A 20,939-nucleotide genomic window follows, 5' to 3' on the forward strand; every position below is an offset into this window, starting at 1 on the left:
ACCGTTATTTTGATAAAATCACAGTAAAAACAGTAGGTTGAGAATTTCCGCGTGGCGAGAAAAAAACCTCGGGAACGGCAGGGAAAAGCACGGATACGGTGCTTAAATTAAAAGGATCGTGATTTTTATTGTCGCCATCTTACAACAAGCTGATTCACATTTTTATTTTCTTATTCAGGTCATTTTTATTTTATGCGGGTAAAATAGTAAAGAAGATGATATTTATTTTTATCTTTAATCGTATTGGTGTGTTTTTTTATCACGGTCGTCCAGGTTTTTTTAAACTAATTAATAAAACGAGGCATAAAAAATAACGATTGAGTTAGCATCGGTTTTTCTGTGCCTTAAAGCGCTCAGCATTCATTGGTCCGAATAGAAAATAAGCCGGTGGAATAGTGAGCTGAAAACGGGTTAACTGTCCGCGCTTATGACAGGGCAGGATCCCCATCAGGGCCGATTGGGGGGATTTTTCGCCAGAGGCTGAATTTGCGCGCGCTGCCGGTTGGCTTCAGGCTTCACTCCGCGCAGCTTTTCGCTATCCATAAGCCGCCTTTTTCTGTTGGCGGACGAGGCTGCCGCGTCGGGCAGCCGGCAAGGGCCAGAAGAAACTAAAAGCCTGTCTCAGCATCAGGGCCACCCGCTAAACCTTGTCGGCCATGACTTTCGCCATGCTCACGACATCGCTCCAGATAAAAATGGCCCGGCAGAATGTAAAAAGCGGATAATGATTGTTCAGCCTTTTTTATCTCAGACTTACTATTTTTTTAATAGCCTGTATTGGACGTTAAAGATACAAACTTGCCGCATTCTTTTATAACAACCTGTTGCCGGGCGGTACTATTCAGGCGTGGCTTCGGGCACCGCGCATCGCGCTTTTAAGACTATTTCCCGGATGTAGTTCGGGCAGCGATTTGTTAGTCTGCGTTATTGATAAATGATAAACCGAGCACGATAGAAGAGATTATGTCGATTAAGCGTAATGCGGTTGCGAATTATGTCGGTCAGATTTATATCACGCTTGCCGGGATACTGGTCGTACCCTTATATATTCATCAACTGGGCATGGAGATTTACGGCCTTATCGGCTTTTTCTCGATCCTGTTGACCTGGCTACAGCTGCTGGACGTGGGGATTTCCACCACGCTGCTGCGTGAGGCGGCCCGCTATCGCGCCGATCGGGAGCAAAACCCGTGGTTTCCCTCGCTGTTCGCTACGCTGGGTAAGTTCTTTCTGATCTCTTCCGCCGTGCTGGTGGTGATGGGCTGGTTCGCCTCGCCTTATGTCGCCTCGCACTGGCTGCATGCGAAAACTATCCCGCATCAGGATTTGGTGATTGCCGTCGGCATCATGGTGCTGACCGCCGCTATCCGCTGGCGTATCGGGCCTTATCGCAGCGTAATTGTCGGCTATGAACATCAGGTCTGGCTGAACGCGCTGAACCTGGTCGTGATTACGCTGCGCACCTTTGGCGCGGTGTTCGTTATTCGTTTCGCGTCGAACCCGGTCATCTTCTTCTTCTGCTGGCAGCTGTTGATTTCACTGGGCGAGGCCTTCTTCTGCATTCGCAAATCCTACCAGCTGGTGCCTAAAAGCGATCGCAACACCAGGGTGGATAACCTGAAAGGCGTGCTGAAGCCTTTCCTGCGCTTTGCCGTCGGCGCGGCTTTTTCCAGCGCCATCTGGACGTTTATCTCGCAGATTGACCGTCTGGTGCTGTCCAAAACGCTGCCGCTGGCGACCTACGGTTCCTTTACCGTGGTGGCGACGGCGGCAACCGGCATCGTGATGCTCAGCAGCCCGATTATGCAGGCGATTGTGCCGCGCATGACGGGGATGCGTACCAAAAGCGAGAACGGCGAGCAGGAAACGCTGAAGCTGTATCGCTGGACAACCCAGGCGGTAAGCATCTTTATGGCGCCGCTCAGCCTCACCATCGCTTTCTATCCAACCCAGCTGATTTGGGCCTGGACGCAGAACGCGCAGATTGGCGAGCAGATGTCGCTGGTAATGACGCTGTATGCGCTGGGCAGCGGCGTGCAGGCGATTGTCGGCCTGCTTTATAATTTGCAGTATGTGAACGGCAACCTGTCGCTGCATATGAAAGGCTTTACGCTGTTTGCCATTATCCTGATCCCGCTGAATATCTTTGCGGCCATCCACTATGGCGCGCTGGGTACCGGTATCGTGTGGGTTGCGCAAAACATTTTCTACCTGCTGGTCTGGTCATGGATTGTGCACAGGAAGTTTGCGCCGACGATCCATATGCAGTGGCTGACCCGCGATGTGCTGCTGATCTGGGCCGTTTCCGCCTGCGTGACCTTCCTTACGCTGTCGATCCCTTTCGAGTGGAACGATAACCGCTGGCTGAACCTGCTCTACCTGGGGCTGATTGGTTTTGTGAACCTGGTTATCTGCTGCCTGCTGCACAGTAAAGTAGGCGACTACCTTAAAAACGTAACTTTCCGTCGGCTGAACCTGCGAGGTGAAAGATGAGTAACCAGGACGATCTGGCGCAGCCTACGCTGTCCGTGATTATGCCCGTCTATAATGGCCGGGCCGATCTGAGCGAGGCTGTTGATTCGCTGCTGCAACAAACGGTAGTGCCGCAGCAGATTATTATTATCGACGATGGCTCGACCGACGGTACCGATCGGCTGATTGAAGAGTATTGCCAGCGCGATCCGCGCATTCAGCTGGTGCGTAACGCGCACGGCGGCGTCAGCGCCGCCAGGAATAAAGGGCTGGAGCTGGCCACCGGCGACTTCATCTACTTTATGGATGCCGACGATCTCACCGGCCCGACGCTGTTTGCCGACTTCCTGCGTGAAAAGCGCGCCTGTCCGGAGCTGGAGATGTTCTGCTTCGCCGCCAAAATGTTTATGGACGTGCCGGTGGCAGAGCGCAAGCCTGAGATCACGCACGCCCGTAACCTGAAAGGGGTGTACAGCGGCGGCACGGCCTTTATTCAGCAGTTGAACAGCAGCGGCTCCGCGCATCGCGTGCTCTGGTCCAGCATTATCTCTCGCGAGCTGATTGTCCGGACCAAAAGCCGCTTTCTGCCGATCCAGAATCACGAAGACGCGCCTTTTATGTTTACCCTCTATTTGCAGGCAAAACAGGTTTTCGTGACGCCAGAAGCCTACTACTTTAAGCGCTATACCACGACGTCGCTTTCCGTCCGTACGCGCGATTTTTCCTGGGTGAAGAACTACTTTATCGCTCGTGAAGGTACCGAAGAGGCTATCCGCGCCGCCAACGTGCCGGTGGAACGTTCGCTGGTGGATGATTACTATTTTCCGGTGATGAGCGGCTGCCTGAAAATGTTGCGCGAGCATGATATGACCGTGCCGAAGGAGTACCAGCCCAGGGTAAACGCGCTGGTACGCCAACTGACGCGAAACAATATCAAACTGATGGTTATCTGGTATCTGAACCCGCTTTACAGCAGCCTGGTCTACTGTAAGAAAAAACTCTCCAGCGCGTTATAACGCTTATTCGTCCTGCTCTTTGGCGGCGGCTATTTTGGCCTGCCGCCAGTTGAGCAGCGGCGTGACCGAAATCCCATGCACGATGACGCTGGCAACGATTAACGTAAAGGCGATATTCGCCATGCGCGTCATCTCTTCGCCCGCCACGCCGTGCGTATAGGCCCAGGCAATATAGTTGATACTGCCAATCCCCCTGATCCCCAGCCAGCCGATAATCATCTTCTGCTGCCACGGCACTTTAATGCCTGTCGTGCCGAGCCATACTGCCGCAGGGCGGATAAATACAAACAGCACCAGCGCCATCAGCAGCCCGTCCGGATCCCAGTGATGCGCCAGCGTCACGCCCAGCACGATAATAATGCCGGCCGCAAACAGGCGTTCCACGGTATCACCGAACGACAGCGCATCGCCGACGACCAGGCCTACCGAGCGCGCCGGATCCGGATCAAGAGATTCATGACGGATATGCGGATTGACCAGCACCTCCGCCGGTGGGCGATGGTCGCTGTCGTCAAACGCATCGGCAGGCTGGCGGCGGATAACGTTGACTTCCGCCCGACGCAGACCCACGCCAGCGGCAAAAGCGGCCAGGAAGCCGGAGGCGTCCAGCGCCTGAGCCGCCGCATAGCTCAGCGCAATCAGCGCCAGCGCCAGGAAATCATTCGGGGCGACATCTTTATGCGCGTAGCGCAGGTGCGTGACGTACTGGCCGACAAAGCGGCCAAACACAAAGCCGATGCCCAGCCCGCCGGTGATCCCCCAGAGCACGTCCTTTAACGCCCAGTGGCGGAAAAGATCCAGCGTCATTTCCTGCTGCGTGGTCAGCAGCGTCACCGCCAGCATCAGCAGCGGCAGGGCGGTGCCGTCGTTCATCCCGGCCTCGCTGGAGAGCGACACGCGCAGGTTGTCGTCATCGCGGGCGTCGTTGACGGAAATCAGGCTGGCCAGTACGGGATCGGTCGGCGCGACGATGGCGCTAAAGGCGATGGCAAACGGCCAGGAAAGGCCGACCAGATAGTGTGCCGCCAGCGACATACCCAGCACGGTCAGCAGCATGCCGGGGAAAGCCAGCCGCATCCCTAGCCGCCAGCCCTGATGCCGGAACGGCAGCCTGAGTTTCAGCCCGGTGATAAACAGCGAGGCCGCCATTGCGATCTCGGTAAGGTGAGCGGTCAGTTCGGCATGAGCGGCAATATCGATATGCAGCAGATCCAGCACCCAGGGGCCACAAATTACGCCGGCAATCAGGTAGAGAGAAAACGTGGTGATCGGGCCGCGATTGATCCAGCCTGATGCCAGCGACATCAGTAATAAAAGCCCGCCCGTTGCGGCTGTCCAGCCAAGAAAATCCATCGATACGCCTCCATAGTCGTCAGGGGTGATATGGACGCTGACTTAACATGCAAAGCGCCACAGAAAAAAATACAACAAAAACAAGCATATATATTATAAATTTAAGGTTTCCCTTTTCCCGGTGACAGCAAATTGTCTACTTAAATCATATACCTGGCTCACTGAGTATAGACCTAAAAAAAGGGGCGCTTGCGCAAATGGGCCGTCAGGCGGAAACCCGTCCGTGGCGAAACGTCTTTAGCGCCAGTTCTGCGCAACGTCCGTCTGGAACTGCAATTTCCGGGATGAGCGTTACGGCTCAGGGCTGGGGCTGCTTTTTGTCCGCCTTCATTTGCCGTGCCTGAACTGATAAGCCCACAAAATGACTGAGTGCTGAACCACACCCGAAAAACGATTAGCGTTAGCGGCCAGAGGCTTTACAAGGCCGGGCAAAATTTCAGGATGTCATGGCGTCCGATCATGAAAATTCTCACCAGGATTACCGCCTGTCTGTTACTTATTTCAGCGCGGCCAACAGAGGCGGCGTCGCGGATAACAACCCAGGCATTCTGTGCCGTTCGCCAGTGAAGAAAAGCGACAGACATTGTCAGAAAGCGCCTGTGGGTATACTGTTAACGGACTTTCTTTTTATCCCTGCGGCGCCTCTCTGCCGCTGACTATCTGCTAAACCGAGGTTGTTTTGTCGACTCTATCCCCAATTCTTCGTCCACGACGCCTGCGTCAAACGCCTTCCTTCCGCTCGCTGTTTCAGGAAACATCGCTCAGCATTAACGATCTGGCGCTGCCGATCTTTGTTGAAGAGGGTCTGGACGACTATAAAGCGATTCAGGCCATGCCTGGCGTGATGCGTATTCCGGAAAAACGTCTGGCCTATGAGATCGAGCGCATCGCGAAAGCGGGCATCCGTTCGGTAATGACCTTCGGCATCTCTCATCATACCGACGCCGACGGCAGCGATACCTGGCAGGAAAACGGGCTGGTTTCGCGCATGTCCCGTATCTGTAAAGAGACCGTCCCGGAAATGATCGTTATGTCCGATACCTGTTTTTGCGAATACACCTCGCACGGGCACTGCGGCGTGCTGCACGATCATGGCGTGGACAACGACGCCACGCTGATTAACCTGGGCAAGCAGGCGGTTGCCGCCGCGCGCGCGGGTGCCGACTTTATCGCGCCTTCCGCCGCGATGGATGGTCAGGTCGCGGCTATCCGCCACGCGCTGGATGAAGCGGGCTTTACCGATACGGCTATCATGTCCTACTCCACCAAGTTCGCCTCTTCCTTCTATGGCCCGTTCCGTGAAGCGGCAGGCACCTCGCTGAAGGGCGATCGCAAAACCTATCAGATGAACCCGATGAACCGCCGCGAAGCGATCCGCGAGTCGTTAATCGACCAGGCCGAAGGCGCGGACGCGCTGATGGTAAAACCAGCGGGTGCCTATCTGGATATCATCCGTGACGTGCGCGAACGTACCGAGCTGCCGCTGGCGGCCTACCAGGTCAGCGGCGAGTACGCAATGCTGAAGTTCGCCGCGCAGGCGGGGGCGATCAACGAGCGCGAAGTGGTGCTGGAAAGCCTGGGCGCCATCAAGCGTGCGGGCGCCGATCTGATCTTCAGCTACTTTGCGCTGGATCTGGCCGAGAAAAACCTGCTGTAACCGTAGCGCTTCATTTTAGCCACCAGGGTTAATCACCGGGCAGGACGGGTTTTGCCTGTTCTGCCCGGATAACCGCATCTCAGCGCGGCCCGCGATACCTGACCGCTTCCACAAAGGCGGAAAACGCCGAAGAAGTGTTGCGACGGTTGGGATAATAAAGATGAAATCCTTCAAACGTCGGGCACCAGTCCGCCAGTACCTCTACCAGCCGACCCGCCTCAATATGGGGTTTCGCCATAAAATCCGGGATGCAGGCCAGGCCGATACCGTCCAGCGCGCCGTTCAGGATATGAATATTGCTGTTGCACAACAGCGGGCCGTTGGCCTTGATATTCAGTTTTTTCCCGTCTTTTTCAAATTCCCAGGCGTAAATACTGCCGCCGACCGAATGCCGGATATTAATACAGCGATGGGCGGTCAGATCCTGCGGAACGACAGGGTGTGGATTGCGGCGGAAATAGTCCGGCGCGCCGACCACGGACAGACGCCAGTCCGGCCCGAGGCGCACGGCGATCATATCCCGGCTGATCGATTCGCCTAAACGAATACCGGCATCAAAACGCTCGCTGACAATATTGGTAAAGCCGTAATCAATGCAGATCTCTACGCTGATATCAGGATAGGTGTTGAAAAACGCGGGCAGTATCGGCCGCAGCAAATTTTCCGCCGCGTCGTCTGAGCAGGTGATGCGAATATTACCGGCAGGCGTATGGCGCAGCTCGCCAATGCTGTCAATTTCGCTGTTAATCTGATCGAAAAGCGGCCCAACCGACTGCAACAGACGCTCGCCGGCTTCGGTAGGCGCAACGTTGCGCGTGGTGCGCGCCAGCAGGCGCACGCCCAGCCGTTCTTCCAGATTGCGAATGGTATGGCTCAGCGCCGAAGGGCTGACGCCAAGACCGGCGGCGGCTTTGGTAAAGCTTTGCGCCCGGGCAACGGCCAGAAAGGCCACGATATCGTTCATAGTATCCACGCAGAATTGCTGATTAAATTTCACAAGCGCGTAAAAATTACCCCATCCGATCGCATTACTCTATCTCTTTTACCGCTTCGCCTGCCTGCGGCGCACAAAACTCCAAAGCCCTGCAGTGCCGCTCTTTATGCGTGCTCACGGGGCTCTGAGGCTTTGCGTTCGTTGATTGATGCAAAAAATTCACAATTACATGCGATTACGCCCGTCTAATCATTAACCCGGCCAGCGTGCAAAATAGCGCAAGTGTTAATAATATCGGAATCGTTCATGAATAGTGCTGTAGCGGAACAATCTCGTCATCACCCTGCCTGGGGCGCCGTCTTTTCGATGGCGCTTGGCGTAGTGGTGCTGATCGCCTCAGAATTTATGCCGGTCAGCCTGCTGACGCCCATCGCGCAGGGGTTAGGGATCAGTCAGGGCCATGCCGGACAGGCAATTTCCGTCAGCGGTTTTTTTGCCGTGCTCACCAGCCTGCTTAACACGCCGCTGACCGGGCGTTTCGATCGTAAAAAAGTGCTGATCGCCTTTACGCTGCTGCTGACGCTTTCCGGGCTGACGGTAACCTTTTCGACCAATGGCCTGATGTTTATGGTCGGCAGGGCGCTGTTGGGGATCGCCATTGGCGGCTTCTGGTCGATGTCGACGGCGACGGTGATGCGCCTTGTGCCTGCTCACGCGGTAGCGAAGGGCCTGGCGCTGATCAACGGCGGTAACGCGCTGGCCGCTACCGTCGCCGCGCCGTTGGGCAGTTTTCTTGGGCAGTATATTGGCTGGCGCGGGGCGTTCTTTATGGTGGTGCCGCTGGCCGTTATCGCCTTTATCTGGCAATGGCGCAGCATTCCATCATTGCCCGGCAACGGCCGCAACAAAGCCGCCAACCCGCTGCGCCTGCTTGTTCGGCCGCCCGTGGCGCTGGGCATGGCGGGCATTATGTTTCTGTTTATGGGACAGTTTGGCATTTTTACCTATCTGCGCCCGTTTATGGAAACCGTCACCGGCGCCAACGTCAACCAGCTCTCTTTGCTGCTGCTGTTGCTGGGCGGGGCGGGACTCATCGGCACCTGGCTTATCGGTACGCTGCTTGAGCGCCGCCTCTACGCTTATCTGATCGCCATTCCGCTCGGCATGGCGCTGCTGGCCGCCTTGCTGATCGCGCTGGGGCATTCTCTGCTGCTGACCGGCGTGCTGCTGGCGCTTTGGGGGCTGGTAGCGACGCCTGCGCCGGTGGCGTGGGGGCTGTGGCTAAGCCGCGCGCTGCCCGACGATGCCGAAGCGGGCGGCGGCCTGATGGTGGCGGTGATCCAGATGGCGATCACGCTTGGCGCGGGGCTGGGCGGCCTGCTGTTTGACGCGGCCGGCTGGTGGAGTCCGTTCGCCTTCGGCCTGGCGCTGCTGGTGCTGTCGGCGCTGTTTGCCGGGCTGGCCCGTCGCTCGGTTTACTTCGCCGTCGGCAAATCGCTGTAGCGCGTGGTCCAGGCGGGAGAGAGCATCTCCCGCTTCATCGACCAGCTTTTCTCAATGCCCTGGCCGGCAAACCAGACTTTCCCCTTGCCGGAGCGGTTCAGCGTATCAATGGCGGTCATTAACGCCGCGCTGTTGGCCTTCGGCTGCGTTTCGGCAAACAGATCCAGCTGCGCCACGCCTTCGCTGTAAAAATCGCTCAGCATCACGCCCGCTTTGATATAGCGTTCGCCTTCGCGCCAGATACGGTCCAGCGCCTCGGTCGACACCCGAATAATATCGCGCGTATCGTTCGAGGGCAGCAGCAGCCTGCCGGAGGCCTGGTTGTTGTAGCCGGTGCCGTTGTCGTCGTGCGGGCTGGTGCGGATAAAAACGCTGATAAAGCGGCAATATTGTTTCTCGCCGCGCAGCTTTTCCGCCGCGCGTTCGGCCCAGGCGCAGATCGCCTGATGCATATCCTGATAGTCGGTGACGCGATGCCCGAAAGAGCGGCTACAGACGATCTGCTGTTTAGCGGGTGCCATTTCCTCTAACGCCAGGCAGGATTCGCCGCGCAGCTCGCGCACCGTTCTCTCCATCACCACGCTGAAGTGCTTGCGGAGGGTGGGGACGGGACTGTCGGCCAGATCCAGCGCGTTTTTAATGCCCATCAGCTGCAAACGCTTGCCGACGCGACGGCCAATGCCCCAGACTTCTTCAACCGGCACCAGCGGCAGCAGCCTGCTCTGGCGCGCCGGATCGGAGAGATCGACCACGCCGCCGGTTTTGCTCCACTTCTTCGCCGCATAGTTAGCAAGCTTGGCCAGCGTTTTGGTTGGCGCGATGCCGACGCCGACCGTCAGGCCGGTAGCTTTCAGCACCTGCTGCCGGATGTCGCGGCCAAAATCCTCCAGCGAGAGACAGTTGCTGACGCCGGTCAGATCCAGAAAAGCCTCGTCAATAGAATAAATTTCGCTCGCAGGCGCCAGCTCGCCAAGCAGGGTCATCACCCGATGGCTGAGATCGGCATACAGCGCATAGTTTGAGCTGAAAACCTGCACCTGCTGACGCTGGAGATCCTGTTTAATTTTAAAATAAGGTTCGCCCATTTTAATGCCCAGCGCTTTTGCCTCGGCCGATCGGGAAATAATACAGCCGTCGTTGTTGGAAACGACCACCACCGGCCTGCCGCGCAAATCGGGACGGAACACCGTTTCGCAGGAGGTATAAAAGCTGTTGACGTCAACCAGCGCGAACATTTTTGGTGGATTTCAGAATAAAAGTGACCACGCCAAAAATTTCCAGCTCTTCCGCATCGTGAAACGTAATCGGAGAATAGTGACGATTGCGCGGCATCAGCTGTAAAAAAGGGCGGAGGCGTAGCTCTTTAACGGTAAATTCACCGGCCACGGCCGCTACCACGATATCGCCATGCTCTGCGGTCAGCGAACGATCCACCACCAGCAGATCGTCATGGCCGATCCCGGCCTCAATCATCGAGTCGCCGCTTACTTTGATAAAATAGGTGGCGCTGGGATGACGCAGCACCAGCTTATTCAAATCCAGACGGTCCTCAATATAATCCTGGGCCGGACTGGGAAAGCCGCAGGGTACGCGCTCAATAAACAGCGGTAAAAAAAGATCTTCCATAATTTCAGCAGGGGAAATCGGCTGCATAATGCTTATTCCGGTTTAACTGTGTTTATATACAGTATCGCTGAATGCGGGCGGCAGGCAAGGCATTGATCGGAACTTTCCGGCAACAGATTGTAATAACAGGAATTTATTCGCTTTTTCTTAAAGGTGCGTCCCCGGTTAATAAAGCAGCTTATACTGCAGCGGGAATAATAGTTGCGCCGGAGCAGAAGGATAAGAGCCGCTTATTTCTTTTTTGCGCTAAGTAAAATACAGCGTGGACGCAGGGCCACCAGCCTCGTTTTATGCATCTTAATAATGGCTTTCTGCGCAGGAAAATGTCATAAAATATCAACTTTTCCACTGACGCCTTATCATTTTTTTCTTTGGGATAATCACGCACGCTTATGTTTTCTTTCGACTGGCACCGCTTTTTCTTGAACGATCTTTCCATTACTTTTTTAGGCGAGGTCGCGGTTCGGGTACTCTTCGCCTACATCGTTGTTTTTCTCTTTCTGAAAGTTTCCGGCAGGCGCGGCATTCGCCAGCTGTCGCTGTTTGAGCTGGTGATTATCCTGACGTTGGGATCGGCCTCAGGAGACGTCACTTTTTATGATGATGTGCCTGTGCTGCCGGTCGCGATGGTCTTCCTGGTGCTGCTGGTACTTTATCGTTTTACGACTTTTCTGACCGCACGCAGCTCACGGGTCGCCCGATGGGTGGAGGGCGAAGTGATCACACTGATTCAGGACGGCCTGTATGTGCTGGACAGCCTGGACGGGCTGAACATTTCTGAGGACGAATTCTTTATGGAGCTGCGGCAGGAGGGCGTGGAGCATCTGGGTCAGATCCGGCTGGCGCTGATCGAGCTGGACGGCGATATCAGCGCCTATTACTACGATCGCGAAGAAGTGCGGCCGGGCCTTTCCGTGTTGCCGCCTCAACATCGGCAGGATTATACCTGCGTGCCCGCAGATGGCCTCTACGCCTGCAACCATTGCGGAGAAACGCAGCGGCTACAGGCGCAGCAGCAGCTGAGTTGCCCCCGCTGCCAGCGCAATCTCTGGTCGCTGGCGCTGACCACCCAACGAGCGCGCTAGCGAGGCTGGCGTAGCCAGCATAACGGCAGGCTGCCCAACGAGTGCTGACAGGGTTATTGGTATAGCCTTGCCAATGGCGCCCGCGGGCCGCCTGACAAGCGCGTCAGCGATGTTGCTGGGCTTAGCCTTGCCGTTGGCGCCTGTGGATTGCCTGACAAGCGCGCCAGCGATGTTGCTGGGCTTAGCCTTGCCAATGGCGCCCGTGCGCGCTGATACGCCTGTCAGCCGTGGGTATCGCGCTGGTTACTTTGCAGGAAGTGCCAGGCCGCGCCTAACATCCCGGAATCGTTGCCGAAGGTGGCCGTATCCACCGGGATGGTTTTGCCGAACCAGGCCAGATGAAACTTCACCTCCTCCAGAAAATCCTCGCGCTCGGTGATGCCGCCGCCCAGAAAAATGCATTCGGGATCGAATACGTTCGCCAGGTTATAAATGCCGGCGCACAGATCCTGATAAAAGGTGGTGACCAGCCTGGTGGCGACCGGCTCTTTATTATCCCAGCCGGAAAAAACGTCTTTGCCGCTGACCTCGTCCACATCACGCCCGCTGTGCAGCGCATAGCTTTTGCGCAGCGCGGTCATCGTACAGTTGTCGCCCATCGTATAGTGGCTGACGCTGCCGCCAGCGGGACGCGCCACCAGCAGGCAGCCGAACTCGCCGGCGCGATCCTGCTTGCCTCGTACCAGCGCGTCGTTGCAGAAGGCCGCGCCGCCCAGCCCGGTGCCGATGGTGATCATCAAAAAATCGGACATATTGCGTGCTTTACCCAGCCAGCGTTCGGCCAGCAGGGCGCAGTGCGCGTCGTTTTCCACGGTGGCGGGCAGGGAGGTTTTTTCCGTCAGCCATTTACTCAGGTGGAAATCATCAAATGCCCTGACCGTGCCGCCCATCGACACAAACCCGTTGTGCGGATCGACATAGCCCGGCACGCTAACGGCAATGCCTTCGCAGCCGGGGTTTTTTTCCAGCCAGTCCAGGATAGCGCCCAGAATAGCCTCGCGCGATCCTTCGTTATCCGCTTTATCACTGGCCAGAATGTCGCCTTTATCCGTTACAACGCCCATTTTTAACGAGGTACCGCCAATATCAAATACGGCAAATTTCATATCCTTCTCCTTTTGTTTTTTTATCAGTATAGCCGCAGACCAATTGCGCCGTTGCGTTGTGCGGACAGCGATAACAAAAGTGCGGCGGCCTGTTTTTTATTACGGGCGAGGCTACGGATTAAGGCGGAATATAAAGGCAGGTGAACAAGATATAAAAGGGCCAACGATAAACGCGAAAACGAACCCGTCAGCCGGGTTCGTTAGCCGCAAAAAGATTATTTACGGTCGAGATCTTTCCGTTCTTCCAGCGTTTGCTGATACTCATCCAGAAAAACTTTTTCCGCAGGATCCAGTCTGTCCATGCCGCTGGTGAAACGGTGCCAGTACGGATAGCGCGGCGCAGGACGCGTCGCCTGCTCAATACGTTTGATCTGCGCTTCGCTCAGCGTCAGCTCCGCTGCGGCCAGGTTGTCCTGTAAATGCTGTTCGGTGCGGTTGCCAACAATCAGCGACGTGATGCCCGGACGCGTCAGCAGCCAGGCCAGGCAGACCCGCGCGGTCGATACATTATGCTCTTTGCCCACTTCGGTCAGCACGTCGATAACCCGGTAAGCGTGCTCCATATCGTGCACGTAGGGTTCCGGCCAGCCGTTGCCCTGACGGGAGGTCGCTGGCGTTTTCACGTTGCGCTGTACGGTGCCGGTCAGCAGACCTTCGCCCATCGGCCCCCAAATTAGCGTGCCGATATTCTGATCCAGCGCCATCGGCAGCAGCTCGAACTCCGCCTCGCGCGACTCCGGCGTGTAGTAAATCTGCTGGCTTACCGGCTTCAGCAGATGATTCACCTCGGCGCAGCCCAGCGTTTTCATCATCTGCCAGCCGGTATAGTTCGAGGTGCCGAAATAGCGGATTTTGCCGCTTTTCACCAGATCTTCCAGCGCGCGCAGCGTCTCTTCCACCGGCGTCACGCCGTCCCAGTTATGGATCTGATAGAGATCGATATGATCCGTTTTCAGACGCTTTAAGCTGTTCTCGCAGGACTTAATCAGATGAAAGCGTGTGGCGCCGCTGTCGTTAGGATCGTCGCTCATCGGGCTGCGGGCTTTCGTGGCCAGGATAACGCGCTGACGATTGCAACCCAGCGCCTCGCCCAGCGTTTCTTCCGCCCCGCCTTTGGAATAAAGGTCGGCCGTGTCCACGGTATTGACGCCTCGTTCCAGCGCTATCTCAATAAAACGGCGGGCCTGGCGAACATCGACGTTGCCGGTTTTTTCAAAGCCGGCCTGGCCGTTAAAGGTTAACGTCCCGAGCGTCAGCTCAGAAACCATCAGGCCGGAATGGCCCAGTTTTCTGTACTTCATTGCTTTCTCCTCACTATGAAAACCCGAGGGCAAGCATAGACCACAAAAAACCAGACCAGGCCGCGCGGAAACTATTTCGTACAAATGCAGATTATTCAGGTGTTTTATTCCGGCCAACACGAAATAAGAAATCCCATACGGCAGCAATCATCGCTGCGTAATTCGCATGGCAATCTTAATGATAATTATTTCGCTAAGACGGCGGGTTAAAACAGCTATTTAGCCTGGCAGGACGCAATTCTGTTTTTCCCTGGCCGTAATTAACACCCAGGACTAATCTTATTCGTTTTACTTTCCGCTCAGATACCTTGCAGGGGAAAAAAGTAAACTATGCTTTAAACGAGGTTTTTAAACCTGAATAGTGACGTTGAATATCCTCAAGCAGAAATACCCCATGTAATCTATTTCTGCCGCCATAACTCAGGTATGAAAACCAGCAATAAAGAGCGGAGAGATCTGCCGCAGAGCAGATTGCCGGAAGCCTTTTCTGACTGGAGTGAGCTATGTTCAGACACGTAAAAAAATTGCAGTATACCGTTCGCGTTGCCGAGCCAAATCCCGGACTGGCTAACCTGCTGCTGGAACAGTTCGGCGGGCCACAGGGCGAGCTGGCCGCGGCCTGCCGCTACTTTACCCAGGGCCTGTCGGACGAAGACGAAGGCCGTCGCGATATGCTGATGGATATTGCCACCGAAGAGCTGAGCCACCTGGAAATTATCGGTTCGCTGGTCGGGATGCTGAACAAAGGCGCCAAAGGCAAGCTGGCCGAAGGCACGGAAGAAGAGGGCGAGCTGTACCGCTCCATCACCGGCAATGGTAACGACAGCCACCTGACGTCGATTCTTTACGGCGGCGGCCCGGCGCTGACCAACTCCGGCGGCGTGCCGTGGACGGCAGCCTATATTGATACCATCGGCGAACCTACAGCCGATCTGCGCTCTAATATCGCCGCCGAAGCGCGCGCTAAAATCCTCTATGAGCGCCTGATTAACGTAACGGACGATCCGGGCGTTAAGGATGCGTTAGGCTTTCTGATGACCCGCGAAGTTGCGCATCAGATCTCTTTTGAAAAGGCGCTTTATTCCATTCGTAATAACTTCCCGGTCGGCAAGCTGCCGCCTATCGAGCAGTACTCAAACGTTTATTACAATATGTCAGAAGGCGGCGAGGTGCGTGGAAGCTGGAACTCGGACGAAAACTTCACCTACGTAGCCGATCCGGCACCGGCGGTAGATGGCGGCGACGGTTATGCCAGCATCACGCTGCCGTCCGATCAGAAAACCGAGCTGGATAATCTGGCGTTGCGTACCGCTTCCGATACCACGGTGAATCCGGTCACCGGCACCGATCTTGGCGCATCAGGGCCAATCGAAAACGAAACCGTAGGCAAATCTGCAGTAAACGTACCGAAAAAATAAGGTGTCATCGCGGGGAGACAGCCGTTCTCCCCCGTTTTTACTCACGCTTGTACAAGTTTGCCCTGAAGCCTGTCATTTCCTGTTTTTGTTATAACCGGCTAAATATTTTGAGAAAAGGTTGTTAGTTATTAACTAAAATGTGACCAAATAACGCCTTTTATGTCTCAAAAAAGCATTTTTTGCAAAAAAAATCCGCCCCAGACTTTTAAGATACTGTACATTAATTGAAAAGCTGTACAGGGTAGAAACGTTACCCCCTTCGGGCATTCTTTCACCTGCTTAAGAGGATCCATTATGCGTCAGGATAATTTCAACACACAAACCGCGGACATGAGCCTCTACTTCGGCGCCCATGACGCTGCTGTACCTTCTCATCAGGAAACGCTGGGTGAGGTAGTGATGGAGATTTTAAAATCCGGCATGACGGTTAATCGCCAGTCAATCTGTGCAAAGCTGCTGAGCCGCCTGGCCGATGTCAGTGAGCCCGACCTCGAAAAACATCATCACGAACTGATTGCTATGCTGTTTGGTCGCGAAAGCTAAACGCCCGCGTAGCCCACCGCTCGTTCGACCTGCTTTTTCTTTCCGCGTGGGTTCAGGCGTTCCGTCCTGCCACGCGGAAAGCGATCCACGCGGCAGACAAGCCAGAGAAGTTTCCATGGACCATCGCCATTCTGAAAAATTACGGGATCTGATGCTGGGAGAAGCCACGCTGGCGCTTCTTGAGCAGCAGCGCCCGCTTAATCTTGCCTCGCTTATTAATGAACTGCGCGCGCTGGCGGTCCGACAAACGGATGAAGAACACCGCAAGGCCTGCCTTGCCGCTATCAGAGAGCTTCGCCATGCTCAGGTCAGCGCCGGTGAAGCCCTGAATCGCCGTTCCGCCAGCGACGACAACGTTATTCACTAATCTTCCTGAAGCCGACCTCCGTGCGGCGTAATGCCTTCTTCGCCTTCCAGCCTGAAAACGGCTTATCTTTTTCAGGCTGGCGAGCAGCCTGCCCCGGGCAATGTAAATAAATCGAAAAAAGCAAAATAAGCGGCGACAATGGCTGAAGGTTTTTTTCGTGCCGCCGATACCTGTGCAGATTGGAGGAAAAGGCAGGAGGGGCAGGAGGGGGGAAATGATAATAAGAATTCAGATACACGAGTTGCGCACCGGCATGTACGTGCACAAGCTGGAAGTTTTCTGGCTGAAGCATCCCCTCGTGCGTAACCATATGCTGCTTACCACGCAGCAGCAGATTGACGTCATCGTGGAAAGCGGCATAAAAGAAGTCTGGATCGATCTGGAGAAAGGGCGTGGCCCGGACAGTCAGGATCCGCTTCACGAACAGCTTGCCCTGCCCAGGGTATCGGGTATCCATGAAGAGATCGCGCAGGCGCAGGCGATCTGCTTGCATGCCAAAGGCGAAGTGATGAGCATGTTCAACGATGCGCGCCTCGGTAAAACGATTGATACCCGCAGCACGCTGCCGCTGGTGGACGAAATCGGCGGTTCCCTCAGCCGCCATCCGGCCGCGCTGCTGAGCGTAGTGCGGCTGAAAACGCACGATGATTATACCTACCTGCACTCCGTGGCGGTCTGCGCGCTGATGGTATCGCTCGCCCGCCAGCTTAACCTCAATGATGAACAGACGCGCCTGGCAGGCACGGCCGGCCTGCTGCACGATGTCGGCAAGGCGGGCGTATCGCTGGAGATCCTCAACAAGCCCGGCAAGCTCACGGACGATGAGTTCGATGTGATGAAACAGCATCCGGTCATGGGCGAGGATCTGCTGCGCCGCAGCGGTGAAAACGAAGCGGTGCTGGACGTGGCGCTGCATCATCATGAAAAAATCAACGGTAGCGGCTACCCGCACGGCCTGAAAGGCAAAGATATCTCCCAGCTGGCGCGCATGGCGGCGATTTGCGACGTCTATGACGCCGTCACCTCCAATCGTCCTTATAAAGCGGGCTGGAATCCGGCCAGCGCGATGCACCAGATGGCCAGCTGGGAAGGGCATTTCGATCGCAAAATCTTTTACGCCTTTGTGAAAGCCGTCGGCATCTATCCGGTCGGCTCAATCGTGCGTCTGGCTTCCGGTCGCGTGGCCGTGGTGATTGAGCCGGGCGAAAGCTCGCTGCTGCTGCCCAGGGTTTGCGTGTTCTATTCGCTTTCCGCCAATCATATGCTGCGGCCGGAAGTAATCGATCTGGCCGATCGCTACTGTTGGGACAGTATTGCCGGGCCGGAAGAGGCGGAGACCTGGAGCCATTACAACCTGAATACGCTGTGGATGTCGCCCGTCGCCTGACGGGCAGGAACAACAGCGCGCTAACATTTCAACACCAACTTTCCTGTTTCTACCAAAAATTTCACAATTTCGTATTACTCCTGGGGTTTTTGTCGCGATTATTTGCCATGTTAGAGGCGTAACAAGCGGCCCCGGAGCCAGCACGTCTGGCAGAGCCGCTATCAGTGACTATACTGATAGCTGATGTTGTTACGTATGTGGCAACGAGATGAGACAGACTGCACGAGGCGTGCAGAGATTATGCAGAAGGAATCAGCGCCGAATACCCTCTCTAACGCATCCTCTTTCTCGCTCCGCCACATCCGCTGACAAAAATTTTTTCCTCGTGCGTTGTGGGCAAAGCAGACCTGACGTCTGTTTCCGCCAACGTCAGTCCAGACATTGGGCCGACGTAGCGCCGTGGCACACATAATCAGGAGGAATATTTGTGAATACGCTGGAATCCGTACCCCCTTTAGTGCCTGAAGGACGTTACGCTTTTTTCTTTGATGTGGACGGCACGCTGGCCGCTATCCAGTCACGCCCGGAAGAGGTTTTTATCCCTGCTGCGGCCAAAGCCGCGCTTTCCCGCCTGGCCGAACTGAGCGACGGCGCGCTGGCGCTGGTTTCCGGCCGTCCGACGCGCGAGCTGGATGCGCTGGTGGCGCCTTTGCGCTTTCCGCTGGCCGGCGTGCACGGCGCGGAGCGTCGCGATGCAGCCGGGCATACCGAGCGGCTTTCCCTGCCGGACGACGTCTCTGCCTCATTGACGTCGCTGCTGAGCGAAGCCGTGGCGAAGATGCCGGATACGCAGCTGGAAACGAAGGGCATGGCATTTGCGCTGCACTACCGCCGCGCACCGCACTATCAGCAGGCTATCCTGACGCTGGCGGAAACGATGACCCAACGCTTTCCCGAGCTGGCGCTACAGCCAGGCAAATGCGTGGTGGAGCTAAAGCCGAAAGGCGTCAGTAAAGGTGCCGCCATTGCCGATTTTATGCAGCAGGCCCCTTTTGCCGGCAGAACGCCGGTATTTTTAGGTGATGATTTGACCGATGAGGCAGGTTTTGAAGCGGTCAATGCCCTGGACGGCATCGCAATCAAGGTAGGTGAAGGTGAGACAAAAGCGGGCTATCGCCTGGCTGACGTCGAGGCCGTTTATCACTGGCTTGAGCAAACATTATTAAAACTAGATCAAGACGATAAGTCATTAAGGAGTCAAGGTTATGAGTCGCTTAGTAGTCGTATCTAACCGCATCGCCGTACCGGATGGGTCAAAAACCAGCGCGGGCGGACTGACCGTTGGCATTATGGATGCGCTGAAAACCACCGGCGGCCTGTGGTTTGGTTGGAATGGGGAAATCAACGAGATCGGCGAAGAAGACAAGGAGATGGATCTGTTTGAAAAAGATAACGTCACCTACGCTTCTTTTGGCCTTAATCAAAACGATTACGACCTTTATTACCTGCAATTTTCCAATGCGGTCGTCTGGCCAGCCTTCCACTACCGCCTTGACCTGGTAAACTTCCAGCGCGAGGCCTGGGATGGCTACTGTCACGTCAACACCATGCTGGCGAAACGCCTGCTGCCGCTGATTGAGCCGGACGACGTGCTGTGGATCCACGATTATCATCTGCTGCCGTTCGCCGCCGCATTGCGCAAGCTGGGCGTGAAAAACCGCATCGGCTTCTTCCTGCATATTCCTTTCCCGACGCCGGAAATCTTCAACGCGCTGCCGCCGCACAATGAGCTGCTGGAGATGATGTGCGATTACGATCTGCTGGGCTTCCAGACAGAGAGCGACCGTATGGCGTTCCTGGAGTCACTGGCGCTACTGACCAATGTGCAGACCAACGGCAAAACGCACGTGGCGTTCGGTAATCAGTTCTCTACCGAGGTGTATCCAATAGGCATCGAGCCGGACAGCATTAAAGAGATGGCTGAAGGGCCGCTGCCGCCGAAGATGGCCGCGATGAAACGCGACCTCGGCGACGCCAAAAACATTATTGCCTGTGAGCGCCTGGACTACTCGAAAGGGCTGCCGGAGCGTTTCCTTGCCTATGAAGCGCTGCTGGAAAACTTCCCCGAGCATCGTGGGAAAATCCGCTATTCGCAAATTGCGCCAACCTCGCGCGGCGACGTGCAGGCCTATCAGGATATTCGTCATCAGCTGGAAACGGAAGCAGGCCGCATTAACGGTAAATACGGCACGCTGGGCTGGACGCCGCTTTACTACCTGAACCAGCATTTCGATCGCCGCCTGCTGATGAAAATCTTCCGCCTGACCGATATTGGTCTGGTGACGCCGCTGCGTGACGGGATGAACCTGGTGGCAAAAGAGTATGTGGCCGCGCAGAATCCGGAAGATCCTGGCGTACTGGTGCTGTCACGCTTTGCCGGGGCGGCCAACGAGCTGACCTCCGCGCTTATCGTTAACCCTTACGATCGTGATGAAGTGGCTGCCGCGCTGAACCAGGCGTTAACCATGCCGCTGGACGAGCGTATCTCACGCTACAACGACATGATGGACGTGCTGCGTAAGAACGATATTACGCACTGGCGCAAATCCTATCTGAAAGATCTCCAGGCATTGCCGGTACGTAGCCAGGCACAGGGCGGGGCGGATAAAGCGGCGACGCTCTCCGTCTAGCATAAGTCATGCCAGTTAATTTAGGGGCGACCGTGGGTCGCCCTTTTTTTTTAATTTTTTAAGTCCGTATTGCTCAAAAAAGTGCCTTAAAAGGACCACCGGAAAGAAAAAAAAGGAAAAAAATCACTTTTTACTAAAGAAAACAAGGCGCGTGCCGATACCTACTGCCTGAGGTTAAATTTTTGGCACAAACATTCGCGTTGCTAATGTTACCCCTGGTTACATCCGCTGGCACCCGCTAAACACAGGGCTGACGCGGCTTACACTCCCTAAACACTTCCTGTCGTAAACCTGCAATATCTTACTCTGCACGCATCATTGCCCCTGTCGATAGTTACCTTTGGTGATTACGATTTACACATGCTTAACATACAAAAATCAGCATATTCCTCTGCATATTTGTCTTTTATGCGTTTTTACATCCAGTTGTGCGCGTAAACACATCATTCCTCCATTCAATCGACGTAAAAGGAACCATTTTCATCGGTAAATGATCGCGTAGGGTTAAAATTTAACAAAAAAGTCCAAATTTGCTTAGTTA

Annotated in this window: 17 protein-coding genes; 11 read left to right on the forward strand and 6 right to left on the reverse strand. The window is 55.4% G+C overall.

Annotated features, from left to right (window positions below; translation table 11 throughout):
* The first annotated feature begins 963 nt into the window (after positions 1 to 963).
* Both QZH36_RS00195 and QZH36_RS00200 read left to right on the forward strand, forming a co-directional pair.
* On the forward strand, positions 964 to 2,493 hold the full coding sequence (locus QZH36_RS00195; protein ID WP_253460597.1) for a lipopolysaccharide biosynthesis protein: 1,530 nt from the start codon (positions 964 to 966) through the stop codon (positions 2,491 to 2,493).
* Positions 2,490 to 3,488 carry a glycosyltransferase gene (locus QZH36_RS00200; protein WP_301729426.1) on the forward strand — a complete coding sequence of 333 codons (999 nt, stop codon included), beginning with the start codon at positions 2,490 to 2,492 and terminating at the stop codon, positions 3,486 to 3,488. Before QZH36_RS00195 ends, QZH36_RS00200 begins: the two co-directional genes overlap by 4 nt.
* 3 nt (positions 3,489 to 3,491) lie before the next feature.
* Here the strand turns inward: QZH36_RS00200 and QZH36_RS00205 are convergent, their stop codons facing one another.
* Positions 3,492 to 4,841, reverse strand: coding sequence for a cation:proton antiporter (locus QZH36_RS00205; protein ID WP_253460603.1), 1,350 nt, complete (start codon positions 4,839 to 4,841; stop codon positions 3,492 to 3,494).
* A gap of 679 nt (positions 4,842 to 5,520) precedes the next feature.
* Here QZH36_RS00205 and hemB point away from each other — a divergent pair.
* Positions 5,521 to 6,498, forward strand: a complete 978-nt coding sequence (gene hemB, locus QZH36_RS00210; protein ID WP_253460606.1) for a porphobilinogen synthase — start codon at positions 5,521 to 5,523, stop codon at positions 6,496 to 6,498.
* Between the two features lie 79 nt (positions 6,499 to 6,577).
* On the opposite strand, the gene QZH36_RS00215 is transcribed toward hemB, so the two are convergent.
* Positions 6,578 to 7,462, reverse strand: a complete 885-nt coding sequence (locus QZH36_RS00215) for a LysR family transcriptional regulator (protein WP_253461292.1) — start codon at positions 7,460 to 7,462, stop codon at positions 6,578 to 6,580.
* Positions 7,463 to 7,738: 276 nt separating this feature from the next.
* Here QZH36_RS00215 and QZH36_RS00220 point away from each other — a divergent pair, with 276 nt between their 5' ends.
* Positions 7,739 to 8,935: an MFS transporter gene (locus tag QZH36_RS00220; protein WP_301729427.1), complete on the forward strand. Its 1,197-nt coding sequence runs from the start codon at positions 7,739 to 7,741 to the stop codon at positions 8,933 to 8,935.
* Here the strand turns inward: QZH36_RS00220 and umuC are convergent.
* Together umuC and umuD are read right to left on the reverse strand one after the other, a co-directional pair.
* Entirely contained in the window at positions 8,908 to 10,170 is a 1,263-nt protein-coding gene (gene umuC / locus QZH36_RS00225) for a translesion error-prone DNA polymerase V subunit UmuC (RefSeq protein WP_301729428.1), read from the reverse strand. The genes QZH36_RS00220 and umuC overlap by 28 nt on opposite strands.
* Positions 10,154 to 10,588, reverse strand: coding sequence for a translesion error-prone DNA polymerase V autoproteolytic subunit (gene umuD / locus QZH36_RS00230; protein ID WP_253460616.1), 435 nt, complete (start codon positions 10,586 to 10,588; stop codon positions 10,154 to 10,156). The genes umuC and umuD overlap by 17 nt, the downstream gene beginning before the upstream one ends.
* Before the next feature lie 365 nt (positions 10,589 to 10,953).
* Between umuD and QZH36_RS00235 the strand changes: the two genes are divergently transcribed.
* On the forward strand, positions 10,954 to 11,646 hold the full coding sequence (locus QZH36_RS00235) for a DUF421 domain-containing protein (RefSeq protein WP_253460619.1): 693 nt from the start codon (positions 10,954 to 10,956) through the stop codon (positions 11,644 to 11,646).
* Between the two features lie 221 nt (positions 11,647 to 11,867).
* Here the strand turns inward: QZH36_RS00235 and QZH36_RS00240 are convergent, their stop codons facing one another.
* Positions 11,868 to 12,752 carry an ROK family protein gene (locus QZH36_RS00240; protein ID WP_301729429.1) on the reverse strand — a complete coding sequence of 295 codons (885 nt, stop codon included), beginning with the start codon at positions 12,750 to 12,752 and terminating at the stop codon, positions 11,868 to 11,870.
* Between the two features lie 215 nt (positions 12,753 to 12,967).
* Positions 12,968 to 14,053 (reverse strand): aldo/keto reductase, encoded by a 1,086-nt coding sequence (locus tag QZH36_RS00245; protein WP_301729430.1) that lies wholly within the window; start codon positions 14,051 to 14,053, stop codon positions 12,968 to 12,970.
* A gap of 503 nt (positions 14,054 to 14,556) precedes the next feature.
* Here QZH36_RS00245 and QZH36_RS00250 point away from each other — a divergent pair.
* The 6 genes from QZH36_RS00250 (at position 14,557) to otsA (ending at position 20,398) form a co-directional block, all read left to right on the forward strand.
* Positions 14,557 to 15,471: a manganese catalase family protein gene (locus tag QZH36_RS00250; protein WP_253460628.1), complete on the forward strand. Its 915-nt coding sequence runs from the start codon at positions 14,557 to 14,559 to the stop codon at positions 15,469 to 15,471.
* Positions 15,472 to 15,765: 294 nt separating this feature from the next.
* Positions 15,766 to 16,014 (forward strand): regulatory protein YcgZ, encoded by a 249-nt coding sequence (gene ycgZ / locus QZH36_RS00255; RefSeq protein ID WP_253460631.1) that lies wholly within the window; start codon positions 15,766 to 15,768, stop codon positions 16,012 to 16,014.
* 115 nt (positions 16,015 to 16,129) lie between these two features.
* Complete coding sequence (locus QZH36_RS00260; RefSeq protein WP_301729431.1) at positions 16,130 to 16,381, forward strand: hypothetical protein; 252 nt, start codon at positions 16,130 to 16,132, stop codon at positions 16,379 to 16,381.
* 214 nt (positions 16,382 to 16,595) lie between these two features.
* Entirely contained in the window at positions 16,596 to 17,768 is a 1,173-nt protein-coding gene (locus tag QZH36_RS00265; protein WP_253460637.1) for an HD-GYP domain-containing protein, read from the forward strand.
* A gap of 427 nt (positions 17,769 to 18,195) precedes the next feature.
* Positions 18,196 to 18,999 carry a trehalose-phosphatase gene (gene otsB, locus QZH36_RS00270; protein ID WP_253460640.1) on the forward strand — a complete coding sequence of 268 codons (804 nt, stop codon included), beginning with the start codon at positions 18,196 to 18,198 and terminating at the stop codon, positions 18,997 to 18,999.
* Positions 18,974 to 20,398 (forward strand): alpha,alpha-trehalose-phosphate synthase, encoded by a 1,425-nt coding sequence (gene otsA, locus QZH36_RS00275; protein ID WP_253460644.1) that lies wholly within the window; start codon positions 18,974 to 18,976, stop codon positions 20,396 to 20,398. Before otsB ends, otsA begins: the two co-directional genes overlap by 26 nt.
* The last annotated feature ends 541 nt before the right edge of the window (positions 20,399 to 20,939 follow it).

The sequence above is a fragment of the Erwinia wuhanensis genome (assembly GCF_030484085.1).
In the GTDB taxonomy this organism is placed as follows: Bacteria; Pseudomonadota; Gammaproteobacteria; order Enterobacterales; family Enterobacteriaceae; genus Erwinia; species Erwinia aeris.

What these genes read in the sequence shown, in the direction of transcription:
- QZH36_RS00195 (WP_253460597.1), top strand. Translation starts at nt 964, where the DNA reads ATGTCGATTAAGCGTAATGCGGTTGCGAATTATGTCGGTCAGATTTAT.
- QZH36_RS00200 (WP_301729426.1), top strand. Translation starts at nt 2,490, where the DNA reads ATGAGTAACCAGGACGATCTGGCGCAGCCTACGCTGTCCGTGATTATG.
- QZH36_RS00205 (WP_253460603.1), bottom strand. Translation starts at nt 4,841, where the DNA reads ATGGATTTTCTTGGCTGGACAGCCGCAACGGGCGGGCTTTTATTACTG.
- QZH36_RS00215 (WP_253461292.1), bottom strand. Translation starts at nt 7,462, where the DNA reads ATGAACGATATCGTGGCCTTTCTGGCCGTTGCCCGGGCGCAAAGCTTT.
- QZH36_RS00220 (WP_301729427.1), top strand. Translation starts at nt 7,739, where the DNA reads ATGAATAGTGCTGTAGCGGAACAATCTCGTCATCACCCTGCCTGGGGC.
- umuC (WP_301729428.1), bottom strand. Translation starts at nt 10,170, where the DNA reads ATGTTCGCGCTGGTTGACGTCAACAGCTTTTATACCTCCTGCGAAACG.
- umuD (WP_253460616.1), bottom strand. Translation starts at nt 10,588, where the DNA reads ATGCAGCCGATTTCCCCTGCTGAAATTATGGAAGATCTTTTTTTACCG.
- QZH36_RS00235 (WP_253460619.1), top strand. Translation starts at nt 10,954, where the DNA reads ATGTTTTCTTTCGACTGGCACCGCTTTTTCTTGAACGATCTTTCCATT.
- QZH36_RS00240 (WP_301729429.1), bottom strand. Translation starts at nt 12,752, where the DNA reads ATGAAATTTGCCGTATTTGATATTGGCGGTACCTCGTTAAAAATGGGC.
- QZH36_RS00245 (WP_301729430.1), bottom strand. Translation starts at nt 14,053, where the DNA reads ATGAAGTACAGAAAACTGGGCCATTCCGGCCTGATGGTTTCTGAGCTG.
- QZH36_RS00250 (WP_253460628.1), top strand. Translation starts at nt 14,557, where the DNA reads ATGTTCAGACACGTAAAAAAATTGCAGTATACCGTTCGCGTTGCCGAG.
- ycgZ (WP_253460631.1), top strand. Translation starts at nt 15,766, where the DNA reads ATGCGTCAGGATAATTTCAACACACAAACCGCGGACATGAGCCTCTAC.
- QZH36_RS00260 (WP_301729431.1), top strand. Translation starts at nt 16,130, where the DNA reads ATGGACCATCGCCATTCTGAAAAATTACGGGATCTGATGCTGGGAGAA.
- QZH36_RS00265 (WP_253460637.1), top strand. Translation starts at nt 16,596, where the DNA reads ATGATAATAAGAATTCAGATACACGAGTTGCGCACCGGCATGTACGTG.
- otsA (WP_253460644.1), top strand. Translation starts at nt 18,974, where the DNA reads ATGAGTCGCTTAGTAGTCGTATCTAACCGCATCGCCGTACCGGATGGG.